Source organism: Pantoea sp. MBLJ3, from assembly GCF_000816655.1.
In the GTDB taxonomy this organism is placed as follows: Bacteria; Pseudomonadota; Gammaproteobacteria; order Enterobacterales; family Enterobacteriaceae; genus Pantoea; species Pantoea eucalypti.
Window position 1 is genome coordinate 339,439 of the sequence record NZ_JSUT01000029.1, and the last position, 19,734, is coordinate 359,172.

A 19,734-nucleotide genomic window follows, 5' to 3' on the forward strand; every position below is an offset into this window, starting at 1 on the left:
TTAGTTACTTATTATCAAAATAATCAGACGGCATCTGTCCAGGTGCCTGATTGATTACGCTATCGTTATCAGGCCCTTCGTTTTTCATGTAAGTCACTTTCGCAAACTCAGGAATAATTACGTACGGATAGGCCGGACCTTCATCGCGGAAGCGGTGCATATCATCGATAAAGTCATTCTGATAGCAGATGGTTTTCTCCGGATGCTGGCCTTCCCCCGCAATCCATTGTGGGAAGAAGATCGTTCCATGAAGCAGAGTGCGATTCAAATCAAACAACAGACTGACGCAGGTGCCGGTAGGTTCATGCCAGTCAACTTTGTAGATGCCTGGCGCAAATTGCACCGCGTGCATTTTCTGGTTGGTTACCCACCGACCACCTACCAATCCCTGATGGATACGGTAGTCACAGGTAGTTTCATTGCGAGCATACCACTCATATTTCCAGCCATTATCATAGGTATAAACAAAATGCGTGCCAATGAACTCAGACAGATCGCTGGCGATATTCTCTGGAGATTCTCCTGACATGTTAACCTCTGTTAAAAAAGCGCATTTGAAATGCACGGATGAATGTCAAAAACAGGCTTTAGCACAATAGGTCAGTGAATTTAGACTATGGCGCAGATTCTTTTTTTTGCCATATGCTGCCAGAAATATTTCTGATAAATAAAAAATCGGGGACCGTTTTTTATTTATTTGATAAAACCGCAAGTGAATTGAATTCATCCAGACATAAAGCAGAGCCTCTCAAACCGGTCATACATTGTTGAAGATAAATGAATTGACGGGTCGTCGTCATTAGTCTGAAAGACTGTATACATCTGAGTCTTAAAATCGGGGGCTGATATCAGAGGCACTAAATGATAAAAGCCCTGACTGAAATAGCCAGGGCTTTTAAGGTACGACAGATTTAACGTTTACCATTAACTAACTTAATTGAAAGGTACTGCTTCGATACTACTATTTATGAACAGATCCTGCGGATAATAATGATCACGAAAGAAAAATGTCATTACCATTAGCGGTTTTCACCACCTGATAGTCTTTCAGGAGACAAAGACAGGTCAGGCCCGTATAAATCTGTACACCCCCATCGCGATATATACTCTTTGATGCGTTGCCTTACTTTCATTACGACGTTTAAACCGCAATCGTATCCTGTCGTAACGTAACGTTCAGAACTACGAGGCCTTACATCATCGCGACGCGATACTGCAAACTACATATTACAACACCTTAAAACTTACTTCGACTCCATTTAACAGGGTTATCATTAACTAATGTTTAGTTTCAAAGAACAATGTTTAACAGAACCGCCGACGATGCTAAACCAATATTCGTCGACACCTTTTACGCTTAACACCGCAGGTTTCTGGTGTATCAGGGCTGCTTCATGCCGCTGATGAGTTCTACTTTACGCATATAAAAAACGATGTCAACACTGTTATTAAAGACATGTTTATATCTGCAGTAGAAGGGTTTACTAATTATTTAATCTCTGCACAAGCCCGCAGATTTCCTCTAAAGGTTAAGAATAATTGAAGCCTAATCTATTCGATATAAATAATTCAGCAGGTCACTATTTATTTTCCACGCACGGCGGTAATAAAAAAGGCGCCCGCAGGCGCCCCTCAACCAGTGTATGCCAAAACCTGCTTTATTTTTTCAGGTTTGCCAGCAACACTTTTGCGGTCTCAGCCGATGAACCCGGATTCTGACCAGTAATCAGAAGGCCATCCTGAACCGTGTAGGACTGCCAGTCATCGCCACGTGAGTAGATACCGCCATTCTGTTTTAATGCATCTTCTACCAGGAACGGTACTACGTCCGTCAGGCCAACGCCCTCTTCTTCACTGTTTGTGAAGCCAGTAACTTTTTTGCCTTTAACCAGAGGCGTGCCATCCGCATTTTTCACATCACGCAGGACACCGGGAGCATGACAAACCAGTGCAACCGGTTTGCCAGCCTGCAGCGTTTGTTCGATCAATGAAATGGAGTGTTTGTCATTTGCCAGATCCCACAACGGTCCATGACCGCCAGGATAGAAGACGGCATCAAATGCATCCTGGTTCACCGTATCAAGTCTGACAGTCGAAGCCAGCGCAGCCTGAGCAGCAGAATCAGCATGGAAGCGACGGGTCTCATCGGTCTGAGAATCGGGCTCATCACTTTTTGGATCAAGTGGCGGCTGTCCGCCTTTTGGCGACGCCAGCGTAATGTCAGCACCCGCATCAAGAAAGGCATAGTAAGGCGCGGCAAGTTCTTCCAGCCAGAAACCGGTCTTCTTGCCAGTGGTACCCAACTCATCATGCGAGGTCAAAACCATTAAAATTTTCATTTACGCTCCATATAACAGTCAGTCGGTTTCAGGTGTAAGAATATTCAAAATCTGCGTGTAAGCCGCCAGTCACGGCGTGACCCATTAATCATGGCGGGCTTAAGAATATTTATGAAATTTATCTCTTCAATTTCAGCTATTCACATAGCATTATAGCTCAATGAAATACGATTTGAATTTACTGCCAGTTTTGCTGGTCATGATGGAAGAGCGTAACGTTACTCGCGCAGCAGAACGACTGGGTATCACCCAGCCGGCGCTATCTAATGCACTGAACCGGCTTCGTGAGACACTCAACGACCCGCTATTTATTCGTGAACGTTATGGGATGCGCCCGACACCAAAAGCCGAACAGCTGGCTCAGGTGGTTGGATCGGCGTTGTCATCCATCGATAAAATGATTCTGGGCCAGCAGGATTTTGATCCCCTGCATGCCACACGGCTATTTACTCTCGCACCGAATAGCTACGTTGAATTCATCATGATGCCTGCCATTGTGGCTCGCCTGCGGACTTCAGCACCTAATGTCAGGCTTCGCCTCACCCCTTTTGGCAATGACGTCACCGAAACCGGCGTCATTTCCGGCAACACCGATATGGTGCTGGGTCGAATCGTTGATCCTCCCGATAATCTGGTGGTGCAGCACCTGATGAATGAGAGTCTGGCCTGTGTATTACGCGCAGATCATCCGTTTGCAGGCGATAGCTTCAGTGCCGAACAGTATGAGCAGCTTAAACACGTCAATGTTCTGCCACCTGGCCGTATGCGTGCAGGATTGTATCAGGCGCTTGAACAGCGCGGTCTGCGTCGTCAGGTTGCCGTATCCGTGACACATTTTCTCGCCGTGCCAGAAATGATTGCAGTCACAGACTATTGCGCCACCCTGCCACGTCTGATCTGTCAGCACCTTTCCCGGGATCCGCGACTCAAAATTGTTCCCGCACCTGTCGATCTCGGCACGTTTCCTGTGGAAATGGGCTGGCATACACGTTATCGCAGCGATCCAGCCCATCGCTGGTTCAGGACGTTAATCATGGAAACGGCACGGGAGCTTTCTGACTCACAGACAAACAATTAGCATGATCACCATTGCCGCACTAATAGTTAATAACTATATGATAACCTGAGTTAGTATTATTCCCATCGGAGGCAGACAACCTCCCCATTCATCACTCAGGAATATGACAGCAAGATTAAATAACTACTTTTGTTTCATTATGTTATGAAATTATTTTCGAGGTCGCAATTTAATTCTGTACACGTATATGTACGCATTTAAAATATTTGGCCACTTATCCAAATCATGGAAGAAGCCCATCAAATTCATATATAGCTACTATGGTGGCTTAGATCTGCCCCGCCCAATAGTGGCGTCTAAACCTTACTTGATGAGCGTCTGAACATCTTGGTTAAGAATCTTTGCGATGAAAAATTCGTCAATTTCTGGCTAGCCACCGTGCTGAAACAATATCGTCTGACATAGGTGTCGATGAGCTGTCAACTAGTAAGAATCAGTTCATCTTTAAAGTGCTTATTTATTTGCTGGAATAGGCATCAAAACGCCGTTAAGGCAAACCGGGACCTTTTTAATGTCCTTATGGCCAAACGTTCTCTCGCTTCGCTATTTCATCATTCGACACTATCTATCGCACTGGAACGCTATACGGAGTGCAAACCAGCCTTAACTGGTGTTGGTGTTGGTGTTGGTGCAGAGCGAATCAGACCTGCTGATGTCCGCTTTGAGCAAGAAGCAGACGTTCACTGGTATGAGTATCGCTATCGGAATGGCCTTGAAATTACTGTCACATTTGTAGAGTTTTTTTCTAAAGATTTAATTAAAGAATTTAACTCAATCATTATGACTCGTGAATCTTAACGACGACTTTGCCCTTCGCATGGCCATTCCGCAGATAGGTCAGAGCTTCCTTTGTTTCTGCAAAAGTAAATACCTTGTCGATCACGGGCTTGATTTGTTCATTTTCCATGAGCATACAGATCTGATTAAGCTGATTGCCATCAGGGCGGACAAAAAGAAATGAATAGGTCAGGCCTCGCTTTTTAGTCAGGCGCATAATCTTGTGGCTCATCAGGCTGAACACTAAACGCATGAGGATATTTAGTTCCCGGGTCCGTGCGAAAGCAGTATCTAACGGGCCGATAAGAGAAACAATTTTTCCACCCGACTTAAGAATCTGGGTAGACTTTTCAATTAATGCGCCTCTGATAGTACCGAGAACAATATCGTAGCCACTCAGCTCGTTTTCAAATTCTTGTTTTTTATAATCGATCACTTCATCTGCGCCAAGATGACTCACCCATTCGAGGTTTCCTGTACTGGTCGTCGTGGCCACCTGTGCGCCAAGGTACTTCGCCAGCTGGATGGCAAAACTGCCAATCCCCCCTGAACCTGCCGGGATGAAAACCTTTTGGCCAGGCTGCAACCCGGCTCGCTCGGTCAGCGCCTGCCAGGATGTGAGGCTCACCATCGGGAGCGAAGCCGCCTGCACGAAATCCAGGTTTGCGGGTTTCATGGCCGCAGCGGCTTCAGGCACTACAGCAAATTCGGCCAGAGAACCCGTTCCCCTGTCGAAAATGCTGGCGAAAATTTCGTCGCCTGGCTTGAAGCGAGACACGCGACTCCCCGCAGCCATGACAACCCCGGCTAAGTCGCTGCCCAATGTGGCGGGGAGTTTATAATGCAAAACCGGCTTGAATATTCCGGTCGGGATCATGTTATCAATCGGGTTCAGACCCACAGCGTAAACTTTAACCAGGATTTCATCAGCTGCGGGGGCTGGAAAATCGATGTTATCGAACCCCAGCTCAGGAGATTTACCGTAACGCTTAAACGTAAATGCTTTCATCGTCTTATTCATCATTTATTCTTTCGCATCAAGCTGAAGACTTTTGCGCACCACCCTGTCCAGGAATGATGCAGGGGTGAATCTGAGAATAAAATTCAACTGACCTGCCAGCTTTCCCGCCGTATAGCGAATCTTTGGACGTGAAGTCTGAGCCGCGTTAACCACCACGTCAGCCACCACCTCCGGACTTTCCGCCTCAGCCATTGCCTTGCTCACCACTTTCGTCAGCTTAGCCCGGATCTGGTCATACTCTTCGAGTCTGGCATCCGGCTCGATATTATTGGCTTCAAACTGTGTTTTCATGTAAGCGGGTTCGATGACAGAAACTCTGATGCCCTGAGTGCGCAGTTCATGATCAAGTGCACCCGAATACCCTTCCACCGCATGCTTACTGGCCGCATAAAGTGCCACATACGGCAAAGGAACGATGCCGAGTATCGAACCAATATTGATGATGCGCCCGCTGCCTTGGCGGCGCATATGAGGGATCACTGCCCGGCTCAACCTGACGATACCCAGAAAGTTGGTGTCGAAAATATGTTTGGCCTGTTCGACAGAACTTTCTTCCGCCGCCGCCGGAGCGACCCCAAACCCCGCATTGTTCACCAGAACATCGATCCGCCCCTCCAGACGCAGCAACTCCTCAATGGCAGCTACGACAGAAGCGTCGTCCGTCACATCCAGCGCCAGTATTGGAAACGGATGCTTTCCCGCCTGAGCGCCACGCCGGCTCGTACCATATACAGTAAATCCAGCGGCTAATAGTTTCCGGGCAGATGCTTCGCCGATACCCGAGGACGCACCGGTAACCAGTGCTACACGTTTTTTTGTCATGCTGAATAAGGCCTTCATGATGTGTCTGAGGTTTCTCATCGCTGATGAAACGACAGGCCGTAAAGCATTTATGTTGATTTTACCGCTGTGCAGAACAGCCGGAAGACCGCTCTGTATAGTGCACATCATTGATTAAATTGCTTTATATCGTCCGGCAGCTTCATCCTGTCTGATATCTGAAAGCAGATCCTGACGCGAAGCATCGAGGGTGTCCCAGCGGTCAGCATTATGTAAAGGCGGGATGGTGACCAGTTCACGGCGGTCAAACCCCACCAGTGCGGCATCCACTAACTCGCCCACTTCCATAAATTTTGCCGAGTTACTGATGTCGATACCCGCACGGTCCCAGATTTCCGTGTAAGTGCCGGCAGGGAGTACTGCCTGGATATAAATGCCTTTAGATGACAGCTCGACATTCATTCCCTGAGACAGGAAAAGCACAAAAGCTTTGGTTGCACCGTAAACCGTCATGGCAAATTCCGGGGCGAGTCCGACGATGGAACTGATATTGACGATCGACCCCTCACCCGCTTGCACAAGTCGTGGTGCCACGGCACTGGCAAGTCTGGTCAGGGCGGTGACGTTAAGCGCGATAAGGCTTTCTATCGAACCAGATGTCTGATCTGTAAAACTGCCGGACTGCGCGATACCCGCATTATTGATAAGAATGCCAATCCGAGTGTCCTCACGCAGACGGGCTTCGACCAGAGCTAAATCACTTGTTTGGGTGAGATCTGCGGACAAAACGTCAACAGAAATGTCATTTTCCTGTCGCAGACGATTGGCAAGTGCCTCTAACTTTGCTTTATCGCGGGCGACCAGAACCAGGTCGTGACCCCGGCGGGCGAACCGTTCAGCGTAAACAGCACCAATACCCGTGGATGCGCCTGTAATGAGAACTGAAGCTTTAGTCATAAGTTGATCTTCTTTATTAAAATGTAAACAGGATTCGCCATGTGCGATGCAGGCAGAACCGTAAATCGGCTGCTTTACTTGCGGCCCTCATTAAGCGACGGGTAGTCGATGTATCCCGCTGCGCCACCGCCATACAGTGTTTCAGGATTGAGTGAGGCGAGAGGCGCGCCCGTCTTCAGCCTTTCGACCAGATCCGGGTTCGAGATGAACGGACGACCGAACGCGAAAAGATCGGCTTTGCCTTCCGCAAGCTGAGCAGATGCCAGTTCCAGGTCATAGCCATTGTTACCAATGTAGGTGTTTTTAAAATGCCGGCGCAGGGAGTCGTAATCAAACGGTGATACATCTCGCGGGCCGCCCGTCGCACCTTCAACCACGTGGAGATACACGATGCCCAATGCATCGAGTTGTTCAGCGACGTAGTCATATTGTGGCTGCGGATCACTGCATGAAATCGCATTGGCCGGTGAAACCGGTGAAATGCGAACGCCGGTGCGTTCTGCGCCGATCTCATCTCTTACAGCTGCCGTGACTTCCAGCAGCAGGCGCGCACGATTCCTGACAGAGCCACCGTATTCATCAGTTCGCTGATTTGCGCCATCTTTGAGGAACTGCTCCAGCAGATAACCATTCGCACCGTGGATCTCTACGCCGTCAAATCCGGCGGTAATGGCATTGGCCGATGCCTTTCTGAAATCGTCGATAATCCCCGGTATTTCCTTCAGCTCCAGCGCACGTGGCTCAGAAACATCAGCAAAACCATTGTTCACAAAGGTTTTCGTCCCGGCGCGAATGGCAGACGGCGCGACCGGTGCAGCGCCATCCGGCTGTAAATCGACATGTGAAATCCGTCCTGTGTGCCATAGCTGAACAAATATGCGCCCGCCTTTGGCATGCACCGCGTCAGTCACTTTGCGCCAGCCATCGATCTGAGCCTGCGTATAGATACCCGGCGTATCCTGATAGCCCTGCGCCTGTGCTGAGATCTGCGTGGCTTCGGTAATCAGCAATCCTGCGGAGGCACGCTGGGCGTAGTAAGTCGCCGCCAGTTCGCCCGGCACCAGCCCTGATCCGGCCCGGTTACGTGTCAGCGGTGCCATCACAACGTGGTTGGCCAGTGTTAATGAACCCAGTTCATAGGGTTGAAATAATGTCTGTTTCGTCATGTTTTTTCGCCTGCTAATGGTGGGTCAAGGTGTCAACATAATGATGATGATCATCATCTATAAAGTCAACTGGTTTGATTATGGTCATCATCAATGTATACTTGAACCCTATTTTTAAGAGGGGCAGCAAAGCATGAAAGTGTCGAAAGAGCAGGTTCGGGAAAACCGGACACGCATTGTTGAAACGGCCTCAGAACTCTTTCGTGAACGCGGTTACGATGGCGTGGGCGTGGCAGAACTGATGTCAGCGGCAGGCTTAACCCATGGCGGGTTTTACAAGCACTTTGGTTCAAAGGCAGACCTGATGGCAGAAGCGATGAGCTGCGGTTTTACGCGTTCTGCAGAAAGCACGGCAGGTGTGGACCGGGAGAAATTTATTGAATACTACCTCTCCCGACAACATCGCGATGATATGGGAAAAGGGTGTGTGATGTCGGCACTGGGCACAGATACAGCCCGTCAGTCTGAGGCAATTAAGGCGACATTTGCCGCCGGCCTTGAACACCAACTGGCAGTTTTAGGAACTGAAAGTGGAACGCGTGCTGATTTGATAGATACCCTGGCGCATCTTGTTGGTGCCCTGGTGCTCTCTCGTGCCTGTCCTGATGATTCAGCGCTGGCTGATGAGATTCTGATGATATGCCGCAAACGGCTTCTCAATCAGAATGGTTATATCGACTGATATGTTCTTAGCTGCGAATATTATTTTCTGAGCTGTGCAAACAAATGTAGCACCAGCGTACCTGATGGTCTGCGTCCAAATCTTTTGGCGGCAATGAGCATAAAGATGACGTTTCCAGTCCACTGTGAATGACTGACGTTGTTTGGTGCATACTAAAAGATGGCGTGTGGGCAATGATTCGATCCGCTTCAGATTGTCTGGCATGCGGGCCGCTACACCCCTAAAACTTAGTTATTGCTCTCCGGCCCATCGTGACGACTTCGCCAGCGCCGTCGCTGGCCCCAGACTTTTCCCATTACCAGGGTTGACCTTCAGCTTACAGTACACCTGAGCAGGCTTAACTGAGGCCTGAGCAGGCGTCTGTTATCAGTGCTACCTGATTTCTGAGTAATAAAAGTTCAGGTTGTCCTGCCTGTACTCTGACTGATCGTTTTTATCCCGAATAAACGATTAGAGCATCAGAACAGGTCCAGCTGTTGCGCATTCTTCTTCTTTTTGACGCCGGTTTCTTTCCGTTTTGCCGGGCGCCTGATGTGCTGTCCGTCTTGTTTCTCACGAAACCCCGGCGCGGCAGTCAGCCCGTGTCGCAACCTGAGTGATGTGACCGCCGCCTTTGCTTCGCGATGTGCGATGGAGAAATCAACCAGCGGCAGAGATACGGGAATGCCGCTCAGCTGTTCTGCCTTCTTTTGCAGGCGGGACGGCATTTTCCAGGGTTCAAATATCCAGGCATCACTGACGCCGCGAAGTTCAGGTACCCAGGTCCTGACAAAACGGCCATCCGGATCGAGCGAATGAGCCTGCACTACCGGATTGTAGATGCGCAATACACCGTTAGCCGCCATTCCGCTTTGCATCTGAATTTGCGGATAGTGAATACCGGGATCGTAATCGACAAACAATTGTGCAAGCCAGGCCGCCACCGGACCTGAGGGAAGAGAGAGCGACCAGCAAGCCACTGATACCAGCATGGCCCGCATGCGAAAGTTGATCCAGCCATGGTGATGCAGATACCTCATACATGCATCCACCATCGGCCAGCCGGTACGTCCGTCCTTCCACGCGTTGAATCTTTCCTGGCTGAACGGCCTCTCTAAAAGCCCCATCTGGGGAACCAGAGGCACTTCCTCCATTTCCGGCCGGTTTTCAAGCGTTTGTATAAAGTAACAGTGCCACCACAGTCGCGTATGAAAGGCACTGAGGCTCTTCTTCCACTGTGCTGAAAGCGTCTGTTCACGTGAGTGTGAGATGCGCTGGGCTATTTCGCGGAGGCTCAGCGTACCGTTGGCGATGTGAGGACTGAGCCGTGAACAGCCGGACTCAGCTGTAACAGGAGAGCTGATAGCGCCGCTGTACATTTTTCCGCGATGGTGCAGGAAGTCATTCAGGACCGTAAGGCCCGCGTCGCGCCCTCCGGCCTGCCGGCCCGGACATGCCAATGGGTCCTGACACGCGCTTTGAGGCAAAGTTGCCGTTACCAGTCCGTCTGGTACGTTAAGAAAGTTCGCCTGCTCCGGCACGCAGAAAAGGGGGCGGGCCGACCAGGCGTCCCAGTGAGCCTTGAAACGGTCGTGGCGTCGAGAAACGGGGCGGCATACGCCATTCTGAGCATACTCAATCCACTCAAAACCCTGTTCCCGGCACCACGCCGAAACATTTTTATCCCGACTATAGGTCCACAGATTTCCGGTTTCTTCGTGACTATGCAGAACAAATCTTCCGGCATACCGGTGCAAATCTGACAACGCACCCGTTACTGTTCCTTCCAGTATCGTCAGGTCGCCTCCGATGCTGCGCAGCTGCGTGGACAGGTCATCCAGGGATTCCCGGATGAACTGCCATTGTCGATCACTGGTATCTTTCAGCGCCCAGTACTCCGGTTCGAATACATAGATACACAGTACCGGGCCGGCAGCACTGGCGCGAAAAAAGGCTTCGTTATCGTATGTGCGCAGATCGCGCTTGAACCAGACTACCTGAAGCATCATCTACCCCTCTTTTTACGTTATGAGTGCTCAGGCAGCCCTCTCCTGATAATAGTCACAGTAAGGCGATACGGGACACTCTTTGCAGCGTGGATTCCTAGGTTTGCAAATGTTCATGCCAACGGCAATCAGCCACTCGTGGGCATGCTTTTTGAACTCTTCTGGCGTTATTACATTAAGCTGTTCCGCTGACTTTTCGTGCGTTTTTGCCTTCACAATGCCGAGCCGGTTTATGACGCGGTGGATATGCGTGTCTACTGCGACTACCGGCTTATCGTGTTTGTAATTCAGCATCAGATTTGCACACTTCTGGCCGATACCAGGCAGCCTGAGCAAATCTTCCTTTGTATCCGGGATCGTGTTGCCGAACTCTTCAATGATCATGTTGCACATTCGCTGAAGGCTTTTCGCCTTGCGGTTGTAGTGCGCAACCGGCTTTATCAGTTCAATGAGCCTCTCTTCAGGCATCCGGCGGATGTCGTCAAAATTTTCAACTTCTGCATAGAGTGCATCGCAGGCTCTGACAGTTCGCCGGGTCGTGGTTACAGTGGAGAGTGCTGAGGATACCAAGTGCTTGAATGGGGTTTCCGAGAGGCCGTGCGTCATCCACTCGTCATCCGTTTCTTCAAAAGTGGGCTGCGTGTCCCTGAGGATGCAGTAAATTTTATTTATCCGGCTGATTGTCGCTGCGCGCATAAAGTTCTGCCTGAAAGTGCGTCTCTTCCATCACATGAAAGAGACGGATTGCATTAAGGATTTACGATGATGTTGGTGAATCCGCCATGACGGTCCTCAGTATCGCTGACAGCCTCGTTAATGTTGTCCAGCGAATAAGGCTGATCGTCATAAAACGTCAGGTCAAGGACTCCGGCCTCAGCCAGGTCTGCCATCTCCTGTCCCTGCTCAGCAGAAAACCAGGAGGAACCGATAAAGCTGATGTTGTTGGACATCATCCAGAACACGTCCAGCGGCACTTCCTCATTCACGGAACCGACATCAACAATACATCCCCCGCGATTCAGGCTTTGTATTGCATCCTGCATAGGCTTACCTGGCGCGCCGGGACTCAAGGCATCAATCACTACATCCACACCCCTGCCGCCGGTGATGCGCTGGCTCCACTCCTTAACAGATTCAGTTCCTGATTTAAGAATTTCGATTCTGCCCGGTTCTCCCAGCGCCGTAACCCGCTCAAAAAGCGATTCGTCCCGGGCGGTTCCGAGTATCTGACGAGCCCCAAGCGCGAGCGCGAGCGCCACCGCGCCAAGCCCCAGCGTGCCGGTTACACCATTGATGAGTACGGTTTTACCAGGGCCAACATTTCCACGCTTCAGCGCGCGATAAGCGGTGCCAAGATAGCCAAAACGCGCAGCTGTATTAAAGTTCAGGTTGTCAGGTATTCGCACAAGGCTGTTCTGCGGTGCAGGCATATATTCAGCGTAGCCGCCGTACCGGTAGTCTTCGAACAGCGCCTTACTCTCTGGCCGTATCCCAAAATAACCGTTCAGAATCATCCTGTCACAGTCAAGGCTGTGACCATTCCTGCAGGCACTGCAGGAGCCACAAAAGCGAAGCGGGTTAACGTATACACGATCGCCGGGACTGAAGTCCTGCACGCGCTCGCCCACGGTTTCTACCACGCCTGAAACGTCCAGACCAAAAATCGCAGGCATTTCCGGCAGAGGCAGATCCGGAGCAATTTCATCCCATTTTTGCAATACGTTTTGCAGGTTGGGTACGATTCCGCAGGCCTTAACACGGATCAATACTTCTGTGGGCCTCACATCAGGAATGTCGATTTGATCAATGATCAGCGACTTTCCTTTCTCATGCATTCTTGCAGCTCGCATCTTTTTTTTATTCATCAGTAGCTTCTCTTTATTAATCAGCGCAGCGCGCCAGGTTGTTTTCATTAGTGCGAAAATTATAGCAATTTAATTCTTTTTTTTATTAATTTCGCTTTCTACTTGAATATTTATAAAGTCATGCGCAAACAAATAATAATCAATACTATCAATTACTTTAAGCCATTAATTGGACTAAACTGTATTATTATTGAAACAATAATTTTCATTTTATTTTCCAGTTTAAAGAGATTCATGATTTGCATAAAAAAATGCAGTAAAATAATGATGCATCCCGGATAAGGGCTGTCTTACCAGGAACATAACTATGAAAAGTTTTACCCGGGATCTGATTGTCTGGATTGAGAAAAATCTCGATAAAAAAGTTATGCTGGATGACGTGGCAGGGAAGTCCGGTTACAGCAAATGGCACCTTCAGAGGCTTTTCAGACATGAGACGGGGATGAGGCTGGCGACATATATTCGGGAACGGAGGCTGACTGAATCGGCTTTATTGCTCAAAATGTCAGGCTTACCGGTTATCAGTGCGGCCGAACAATTTGGATTTACCAATCAACAGGCATTCACCCGGACCTTTACACGACACTTTCGCCTGCCACCGGCGCGCTACCGGCAGACAGAGGACTGGCATTTTCACGGGCTGCAGCCCAGCCTGGTGTCAGTCGTGCATGCAGTATCGGAGCCGGAGCCGGTATGGTTCAGCCCCCCCGCGCTTTCTGACGTGACCTTCAGCTATCTGTGCGATCGGGAAAACCTGAGCTGCACAAATTTTCACACAGTGCAGCGCGAGCAGGGCCTGAAAAAGGCTGCACGTCTCCTACACGGAGTAACACCGGATCGATTTGCGGAACGTTTTGAAGCGGCAGGCACCTGCGGCACCATCCGCTTTATATTAACTTTTGGCTATTCCGGAAACGAATGTGTCGCTTCCAGGCATTGCGGCTCAACCCCTGGCAGGTTTCTGCGCTTTTCATTTGAAGGCAGTCCGGCCGATCTGACCGAACTGCAGGTAGCGGCATATCGTCACATCCTGCCATACAGAGCTGAAGCCAGGCGAAACGAAAACGACCTGTTCATTATCAGATCTGTAAACGATGAAAACCTTCTGTCATCCTTGTTCCGTGGCGATTATTATCTGCCAGTAACCGACAACTTTTAACGACCGGTGATGCCGGGCTAAATGACACTGCTGTCCCCTCTTTTCATAAGTGACTACATGGAGTTTTCCTGAGAAGGTGAAGATAAAAACTCAGAAACCGGCACCGCGCGCCCGTGGCCGCCCGCGGGCAGAAGATGCCGGCCAGGTTGATTTACTCATTCTTAATGCCGCCACCTCGCTTTTTCTGAAGCAGGGCTTTGCCCGCACGACGATGGATCAGGTGGCGGCTGCATCTGGCACCGGCAAATCCTCACTTTATGCCCGCTACACAACCAAGCAGGCTCTGTTTGGAGCGGTAGTACAGCGTTCAATTGAAATGATGTTTGGTGACCTTACTGTCCTGCCCAACGGAGCTGATCCTGCCGCACGATTGCACCATACCGGGCTGGAGCTTCTCTGCAACCTGCTCCATCCGCGCTGTATCGCCCTGATGAGAATGACGGCCGCTGAGGCGGAAAACTTCCCCGAACTGGCAGCAATGGCCTATCAGGTCAGCCTGGAAGGATCGGTACGCTGCCTCAGTGATGCTCTTTCATCCTGCGAAATTTTGTTGTCAGATATTCAGGCAAAGCGATTTGTAGAGCTGGTCCTTCAGCCCGCTGCCTTTAAGGCGCTCTACGGAGCGGATGCGCAGACGTTGATTAAGCGGTGTCAAAACGATATCAGCGACGCCATCAAATTGCTGTTTCCTGACGGTCTCCCGGGCACCTGAAGTATAGGGAGACTGGTCTGTCAGATAGCGGGATAATCTGTGTACCCTTTTTCGCCAGCGGAATACCATGTCGAGGCATTGCTCTCCGCAGGTGTTTTCCCCTGGCGGAATACGTCTGGCAGATCAGGATTGCTGATGAAGTCTCTGCCAAACGAAACTGCATCCGCTTCTCCTTCAGCCAGTGCTCGCATGGCACGGGCATAGCTGAATTCATTGTTCATAATGAACGTACCGGAAAATGATTTGCGGATTTCCGGGTAAACTGGCAGCTGATCGGAACCCAGCATCCCGGTACCGTCTGGTGACTCGCGTACCTCAAGATAAGCAATGCCGATTTCATCCAGCCTTCGGGCTGCCGCAGTAAACAGCGCAACCGGATCAGTGTCGTTAACGCCCAAAATTTCCCCATTCGGTGAGATGCGAACGCTCGTCTGTTCAGCTCCGACCGCAGACACCACTTCGCTGACTACCTCAGAAAGAAACCTGATGCGATTTTCAACAGTACCACCGTACTGATCTCGCCGAAAATTTGAATACTCGCGCAGAAACTGGTCAATCAGATATCCATTCGCCGCATGAACCTGTACGCCGTCAAAGCCTGCTTCCATTGCATTTCGTGCGGCCACACCGTACTGGTGAACAGTTTCGGCGATTTCCTCAACCGTCAGGGCACGGGCAGTCTCATATTCCTGATTGCCGAAGTACGTATGAGCATGTCCGGGCGAAGTGGTGGCCGAAGCAGAGACCGGTTTTTCACCGTTCAGGAACGATGGGTGTACAACCCTTCCCATGTGCCATAGCTGCAGGACTATCTTTCCGCCTTCGGCATGCACAGCGCGGGTCACTTTCTTCCAGCCTGCGATCTGCTCTGGATTCCATATACCAGGCGCAAAGGGCACGCCCAGCCCCTGCTGACAGATACCGGTAGCCTCACTGATGATGAGGCCTGCGGTTGCGCGCTGACGGTAGTACTCAGCCATGAGATCATTTGGAATGTGGCTATGTGATGCTCTGCCGCGCGTCAGCGGTGCCATCAAAATACGATTACGGCATTGAATGCTGCCGAGGCGTATTGGGTCAAAAAGTGTGGGCATAAATTTTCCTCTGGTTTGGAATGAATCAGTATTGTCAGATTAAACAGCGCAGGTTCGTTCTTTAAAGAAAATGAATTCACCTGCAAGCTTAAAACAATACAACATCGTCCATTTTTTGCCAGTAAGTGGCTCAACAAGAAGCTGAACACCAGTTTTAAACCCATATTTCGGATCAATGCAGCCCGTTTACATCTGCATAATCAGTCGGGTCAGGGGAGCATCCCATTTCTTATGGCTTGCTGTATCACGTAAGCGACTTAGAAATCAGGGGGTATTAGACCGATAGAAGAGTATTTCTCGCAGAGTAATGACAAATTGCAATCCGTAGTGCTGGCGCCTCTCATCCAGAAGATCTTGCTGGATACGCGAAACAAAATTTGCGATGTCGCTTCTGGCACAGAGCGGACATTCGAACAGCATATAAAAATGAATGCTCCTAATGAGAACCATGCAGAATTTTTTAGGCACCATTAGCCCTGATAGCCTCATGACATCAGCCAGATCAGGTTGGCGTTTTGAAAGCGGCAGAATCATGCTGGCTAAAACCTAATTACACGTAACCCATTTTACGATATCAGCCCCGTGAAGCGCCTTAGGTCGCAGCTCTTATGCCCTTTCTTCCAGCATAAAAACAGAGACGTTTCAGGTTGAGCGTCACAAATATCCAGGGCTCTAACATCCCTACGTAAAGCATTTAGCTGTGTTGCCGGAATGAAAGTTATCCCCGCGCCTAAAGCAACCAGATCCACTGCGGTACTCACATCCCTTACACGTTTAATATGGGGCGGGATGATACCGAACTCTGCATAGAGCTTTAGTACGCTTCCCCCTAACCCAACTCCCTCAGGATCATCCAGGATAATCAACGTTTCGTGCGCGAGATGTTCCATTCTTACCGCTGGCTGAATGTGGAACGCGTGATTGTCTGCTGCCACCAGCTTAAGAGGTTGCTGCTGTATGATGCGATGAGTTATGAGCCGATTAGCGGGCATCGGCCCGCGAATAACGCCAATATCCAGCTCACCGCATTGCAATAAACTGAATTGCTCACGTACGCTTAGTTCTTGTGCCTCAAGGAGTACGTCCGGAAAGGTAAACCTGAACGTTCTTATGGCGCTCACGATCATAGATTCGAGCACAGAAGTTCCGACGTATCCCAGTCTCAATACCGTACTTCCCCCACCTGCAATATGTCTTACCGTGACAGATAACCGATTCAGTTGCTCAACGGTACGTTCCACTTCGGCGATGACCATCTTTCCCGCAGCAGTCAGGCTGACGTGGCGTTTATCTCTTTCAAACAACCTGACTCCCCAGCTTTGCTCAAGTGACTGAATATGCTGGCTCAGAGCAGGCTGAGTGATGTTGACCTGAGACGCTGCTTTCACGAAATGCAGCGTACGCGCAAGTGCTAAAAATGACTCAAGTTTTCTCTTATCCATATCCGTCTGATAACAAAACCTTATTAATAATTAAAGTTTATCGATTAGAGACTTATTAACGATGAGTTTACATTCTGGTTTTCGGAATGGATAGCAGGATGGTCTTTTACGATTGACTGGACAACGTAAGAGCGTAAGGCATCACATCATAGTGTGAATTTCAGGGAGCAAAGGTACGACGCGCCAGAAATATTCCAGCCAGTTAGCGGAACGATATCTCACGAATTTTTAAATTACCCTTAGCAGGAGAAATTATGTCAGACACTAAGCAGAACCAACAGGGCAGTCAGGTTTTCGATCTACGAACTGCCCTGGACCTTCTCAGGCATTATGAGAATGAATACATTGAGACCAGCGAGCCGGTTGACCCGGCTGCTGAGCTATGTGGCGTTTATCGCTATGTGGGTGCAGGTGGCACAGTCATGCGACCCACCCAAACCGGGCCAGCGATGGTTTTTAACAAAGTTAAAGGCTATGAAAATTTTCGTGTTTTAATCGGTCTGCTGGCCTCACGTCAGCGTGTTGCACGTCTTTTTGGGGTGCCGAAAGAAAACCTTGCACAGTTACTTCGTGAGTCAGTGCACTCAGCGATAGCGCCTGTCGTTATTCCGGCAGAACAGGCGGTGTGTCAGGAAATTGTCCATCTTGCTTCGGATGAAAACTTTGATATTCGCACGCTGCTTCCCGCACCGACCAATACACCAGAAGATGCCGGTCCTTATTTTACAATGGGAATGTGTTATGCAGCAGATCCGGAAACAGGCGAACATGACGTAACGATTCATAGGCTATGCATGCAGGGTAAAGACGAAATCTCAATGTATTTTGTGCCAGGCCGTCATCTCGATCAGTTTCGTATCAAAGCAGAGCAGGCTGGACAGCCACTTCCCATAACCATAAGCATTGGTGTAGATCCGGCAATTGAAATCGGTGCCTGTTTCGAACCACCCACCACACCACTGGGCTTTGATGAATTAGCCATCGCCGGAGGTCTGCGGGGACGCGCGGTCGAACTGGTCCAGGGTGTTGCTGTAAATGCCAGGGCAATTGCCAATGCAGAAATTGTGATAGAAGGCGAGCTGATACCTGATTACCGGGTTCAGGAAGATCAACATACTCACAGCGGAAAAGCGATGCCTGAGTTCCCTGGTTACACCGGGGAAGCGCAGGCTGCAGTTCCGGTCATTAAGGTTAAGGCAGTAACGTACCGTAAAAACCCTATACTCCAGACCTGTATTGGACCAAGCGACGAACATACTAATCTCGCCGGAATACCAACCGAAGCAAGTATTCTGGATATGGTGGAGAGAGCACTTCCCGGCCTGGTTACGAATGTGCATTGCCCGTCGCCGGGAACCGGTAAATACATGGCAGTTCTGCAGATTAAGAAGCGTGGGCCACAGGATGAAGGACGCCAGCGACAGGCTGCCTTACTTGCATTTTCAGCTTTTTCAGAGCTTAAACATGTTTTCATTGTCGATGAGGACATTGATATTTTTGATCTGAGCGATGTTATCTGGGCGATGACGACCCGATATCAGGGAGATGTGGATACAATTTTCATACCTGGCGTACGATGTCACCCACTTGACCCTTCTCAGGATCCCGCGTTCAGTCATTCAATCCGGGCACCGGGTATTACCTGTAAAACCATTTATGACTGTACAGTTCCCTATGAACTTAAATCAAAATTTAAGCGCTCAGCTTTTATGGAAGTGGATGTGAATCGTTTCGTATCAGGTTTTCTTCCTGGCTGTGGATGAATGTTAACAGCCGGAGCATTTATTGAGACTCATTATGAGTAAAACTGGCCCTGAGCGCTCATCCAAATAAACTTTCATGCTGACACAGAAATTAATGAACACTCCCGAACTTACTGCCTTAACAATATAAAAAAACAATCTTTCAAGCACACTGAATTAACATCATGAAAAAAACTTAATTTTCACTTTTATGAACTGCTAATGGATAAGAATGAGTATTCCGAGCGGATATGCACGTTGAATATACGCATCCCATTGAAACAGGAGTTCAGATGTTATTCAGAAAAACGTTATCAGTATTATTAACCGCTACTGCTATGTGTTCTGCCGCGATGGCAGATGAGCCCCATGAAACACCAACCATGTCTATGGGCTACCAGCGTGGACATATCAGTGATTTTGGTGATATTCAGGGTGGGAACTTCAAATTCCAGTATGATACATCCTCACCATGGGGCTTCATGGGCTCCCTTTCAGCTATGAAGAAGGAGTGGCGGGATGCAGATACCTTGTGCAAAAGGATGGATAAAAAATGCCATGATAACTACAATGCAAAACATCGGTTAGACAGAAACGCAGAATATTACTCTGCTCTGATCGGTCCGACCTATCGCATCTCAGATAAACTCAGTGTTTTTGCCCTGGGCGGGATTTCGCATACGAAAGTGGATAATCCATTAATATTTAAAACTGTTAATAATCTTCGTTTCAAAAACGGGTCGGAATCATCTAACCAGTTTGCATACAGCACAGGTCTGACATTTGTTGTGACCAGAAATCTGGCCTTAACCGCGGGTTTTGAAGGCTCCAAAGCCGCTTTTGCATCAAAAAGACATAATATGATGAGCGTGTTTGCCAATATCGGGTATCACTTTTAAGTGTTAACATAATGGCTCGTTTCGGCCGGGCCATTT

The 19,734-nt window shown here is 49.3% G+C and carries 18 protein-coding genes; 7 read left to right on the forward strand and 11 right to left on the reverse strand.

Annotated features, from left to right (window positions below):
• Positions 1-4: 4 nt before the first annotated feature.
• Both NP77_RS20770 and NP77_RS20775 read right to left on the reverse strand, forming a co-directional pair.
• Positions 5-529 carry a phenolic acid decarboxylase gene (locus tag NP77_RS20770; protein WP_003854933.1) on the reverse strand — a complete coding sequence of 175 codons (525 nt, stop codon included), beginning with the start codon at positions 527-529 and terminating at the stop codon, positions 5-7.
• A gap of 1,129 nt (positions 530-1,658) precedes the next feature.
• Entirely contained in the window at positions 1,659-2,339 is a 681-nt protein-coding gene (locus NP77_RS20775) for a type 1 glutamine amidotransferase domain-containing protein (protein WP_008924585.1), read from the reverse strand.
• 160 nt (positions 2,340-2,499) lie between these two features.
• Between NP77_RS20775 and NP77_RS20780 the strand changes: the two genes are divergently transcribed.
• Positions 2,500-3,417, forward strand: coding sequence for a LysR substrate-binding domain-containing protein (locus NP77_RS20780; protein ID WP_039661489.1), 918 nt, complete (start codon positions 2,500-2,502; stop codon positions 3,415-3,417).
• Positions 3,418-3,936: 519 nt separating this feature from the next.
• Entirely contained in the window at positions 3,937-4,215 is a 279-nt protein-coding gene (locus NP77_RS23560; RefSeq protein ID WP_156137314.1) for a hypothetical protein, read from the forward strand.
• Here NP77_RS23560 and NP77_RS20785 read toward each other — a convergent pair.
• The 4 genes from NP77_RS20785 to NP77_RS20800 form a co-directional block, all read right to left on the reverse strand.
• Positions 4,196-5,218, reverse strand: a complete 1,023-nt coding sequence (locus NP77_RS20785; RefSeq protein WP_039661490.1) for an NADP-dependent oxidoreductase — start codon at positions 5,216-5,218, stop codon at positions 4,196-4,198. The genes NP77_RS23560 and NP77_RS20785 overlap by 20 nt on opposite strands.
• On the reverse strand, positions 5,219-6,037 hold the full coding sequence (locus tag NP77_RS20790; protein WP_039661836.1) for an oxidoreductase: 819 nt from the start codon (positions 6,035-6,037) through the stop codon (positions 5,219-5,221). It abuts the gene before it with no gap.
• Between the two features lie 132 nt (positions 6,038-6,169).
• The gene (locus NP77_RS20795; RefSeq protein WP_039661492.1) at positions 6,170-6,952 is read right to left on the reverse strand and encodes an SDR family oxidoreductase; all 783 of its coding nucleotides are present in this window, start codon (positions 6,950-6,952) and stop codon (positions 6,170-6,172) included.
• Positions 6,953-7,026: 74 nt separating this feature from the next.
• Positions 7,027-8,118, reverse strand: coding sequence for an alkene reductase (locus NP77_RS20800; RefSeq protein WP_039661494.1), 1,092 nt, complete (start codon positions 8,116-8,118; stop codon positions 7,027-7,029).
• 133 nt (positions 8,119-8,251) lie between these two features.
• Here NP77_RS20800 and NP77_RS20805 point away from each other — a divergent pair, with 133 nt between their 5' ends.
• On the forward strand, positions 8,252-8,800 hold the full coding sequence (locus NP77_RS20805) for a TetR/AcrR family transcriptional regulator (protein WP_039661496.1): 549 nt from the start codon (positions 8,252-8,254) through the stop codon (positions 8,798-8,800).
• A gap of 458 nt (positions 8,801-9,258) precedes the next feature.
• Here NP77_RS20805 and NP77_RS20810 read toward each other — a convergent pair whose 3' ends face one another.
• The 3 genes from NP77_RS20810 to NP77_RS20820 are packed head-to-tail and all read right to left on the reverse strand — an operon-like array spanning position 9,259 to position 12,650.
• Entirely contained in the window at positions 9,259-10,788 is a 1,530-nt protein-coding gene (locus NP77_RS20810) for an FAD-binding domain-containing protein (RefSeq protein ID WP_072040377.1), read from the reverse strand.
• 27 nt (positions 10,789-10,815) lie between these two features.
• A complete protein-coding gene (gene nth, locus NP77_RS20815) occupies positions 10,816-11,481 on the reverse strand; it encodes an endonuclease III (RefSeq protein WP_039661498.1) in 666 nt (221 codons plus the stop codon).
• Between the two features lie 53 nt (positions 11,482-11,534).
• Positions 11,535-12,650 carry an alcohol dehydrogenase catalytic domain-containing protein gene (locus tag NP77_RS20820; RefSeq protein ID WP_082040867.1) on the reverse strand — a complete coding sequence of 372 codons (1,116 nt, stop codon included), beginning with the start codon at positions 12,648-12,650 and terminating at the stop codon, positions 11,535-11,537.
• A gap of 307 nt (positions 12,651-12,957) precedes the next feature.
• Between NP77_RS20820 and NP77_RS22650 the strand changes: the two genes are divergently transcribed.
• Complete coding sequence (locus tag NP77_RS22650) at positions 12,958-13,809, forward strand: helix-turn-helix domain-containing protein (RefSeq protein WP_052250680.1); 852 nt, start codon at positions 12,958-12,960, stop codon at positions 13,807-13,809.
• 76 nt (positions 13,810-13,885) lie between these two features.
• The gene (locus NP77_RS20830) at positions 13,886-14,521 is read left to right on the forward strand and encodes a TetR/AcrR family transcriptional regulator (protein WP_197066377.1); all 636 of its coding nucleotides are present in this window, start codon (positions 13,886-13,888) and stop codon (positions 14,519-14,521) included.
• A 20-nt stretch (positions 14,522-14,541) separates the two neighbouring features.
• Here the strand turns inward: NP77_RS20830 and NP77_RS20835 are convergent, their stop codons facing one another.
• Positions 14,542-15,615, reverse strand: a complete 1,074-nt coding sequence (locus NP77_RS20835; protein ID WP_039661501.1) for an alkene reductase — start codon at positions 15,613-15,615, stop codon at positions 14,542-14,544.
• Positions 15,616-16,181: 566 nt separating this feature from the next.
• Positions 16,182-17,057, reverse strand: a complete 876-nt coding sequence (locus tag NP77_RS20840) for a LysR family transcriptional regulator (RefSeq protein ID WP_039661503.1) — start codon at positions 17,055-17,057, stop codon at positions 16,182-16,184.
• Positions 17,058-17,311: 254 nt separating this feature from the next.
• On the opposite strand from NP77_RS20840, the gene NP77_RS20845 reads away from it, so the two are divergent.
• Both NP77_RS20845 and NP77_RS23125 read left to right on the forward strand, forming a co-directional pair.
• On the forward strand, positions 17,312-18,820 hold the full coding sequence (locus tag NP77_RS20845; RefSeq protein WP_039661504.1) for a UbiD family decarboxylase: 1,509 nt from the start codon (positions 17,312-17,314) through the stop codon (positions 18,818-18,820).
• Positions 18,821-19,092: 272 nt separating this feature from the next.
• Positions 19,093-19,698, forward strand: coding sequence for an Ail/Lom family outer membrane beta-barrel protein (locus NP77_RS23125; protein WP_197066378.1), 606 nt, complete (start codon positions 19,093-19,095; stop codon positions 19,696-19,698).
• Positions 19,699-19,734 lie beyond the last annotated feature (36 nt).

Coding starts and splice junctions, on each gene's coding strand:
- NP77_RS20770 (WP_003854933.1), bottom strand. CDS start 529: ATGTCAGGAGAATCTCCAGAGAATATCGCCAGCGATCTGTCTGAGTTC.
- NP77_RS20775 (WP_008924585.1), bottom strand. CDS start 2,339: ATGAAAATTTTAATGGTTTTGACCTCGCATGATGAGTTGGGTACCACT.
- NP77_RS20780 (WP_039661489.1), top strand. CDS start 2,500: ATGAAATACGATTTGAATTTACTGCCAGTTTTGCTGGTCATGATGGAA.
- NP77_RS23560 (WP_156137314.1), top strand. CDS start 3,937: ATGGCCAAACGTTCTCTCGCTTCGCTATTTCATCATTCGACACTATCT.
- NP77_RS20785 (WP_039661490.1), bottom strand. CDS start 5,218: ATGATGAATAAGACGATGAAAGCATTTACGTTTAAGCGTTACGGTAAA.
- NP77_RS20790 (WP_039661836.1), bottom strand. CDS start 6,037: ATGACAAAAAAACGTGTAGCACTGGTTACCGGTGCGTCCTCGGGTATC.
- NP77_RS20795 (WP_039661492.1), bottom strand. CDS start 6,952: ATGACTAAAGCTTCAGTTCTCATTACAGGCGCATCCACGGGTATTGGT.
- NP77_RS20800 (WP_039661494.1), bottom strand. CDS start 8,118: ATGACGAAACAGACATTATTTCAACCCTATGAACTGGGTTCATTAACA.
- NP77_RS20805 (WP_039661496.1), top strand. CDS start 8,252: ATGAAAGTGTCGAAAGAGCAGGTTCGGGAAAACCGGACACGCATTGTT.
- NP77_RS20810 (WP_072040377.1), bottom strand. CDS start 10,788: ATGATGCTTCAGGTAGTCTGGTTCAAGCGCGATCTGCGCACATACGAT.
- nth (WP_039661498.1), bottom strand. CDS start 11,481: ATGCGCGCAGCGACAATCAGCCGGATAAATAAAATTTACTGCATCCTC.
- NP77_RS20820 (WP_082040867.1), bottom strand. CDS start 12,650: ATGAATAAAAAAAAGATGCGAGCTGCAAGAATGCATGAGAAAGGAAAG.
- NP77_RS22650 (WP_052250680.1), top strand. CDS start 12,958: ATGAAAAGTTTTACCCGGGATCTGATTGTCTGGATTGAGAAAAATCTC.
- NP77_RS20835 (WP_039661501.1), bottom strand. CDS start 15,615: ATGCCCACACTTTTTGACCCAATACGCCTCGGCAGCATTCAATGCCGT.
- NP77_RS20840 (WP_039661503.1), bottom strand. CDS start 17,057: ATGGATAAGAGAAAACTTGAGTCATTTTTAGCACTTGCGCGTACGCTG.
- NP77_RS20845 (WP_039661504.1), top strand. CDS start 17,312: ATGTCAGACACTAAGCAGAACCAACAGGGCAGTCAGGTTTTCGATCTA.
- NP77_RS23125 (WP_197066378.1), top strand. CDS start 19,093: ATGTTATTCAGAAAAACGTTATCAGTATTATTAACCGCTACTGCTATG.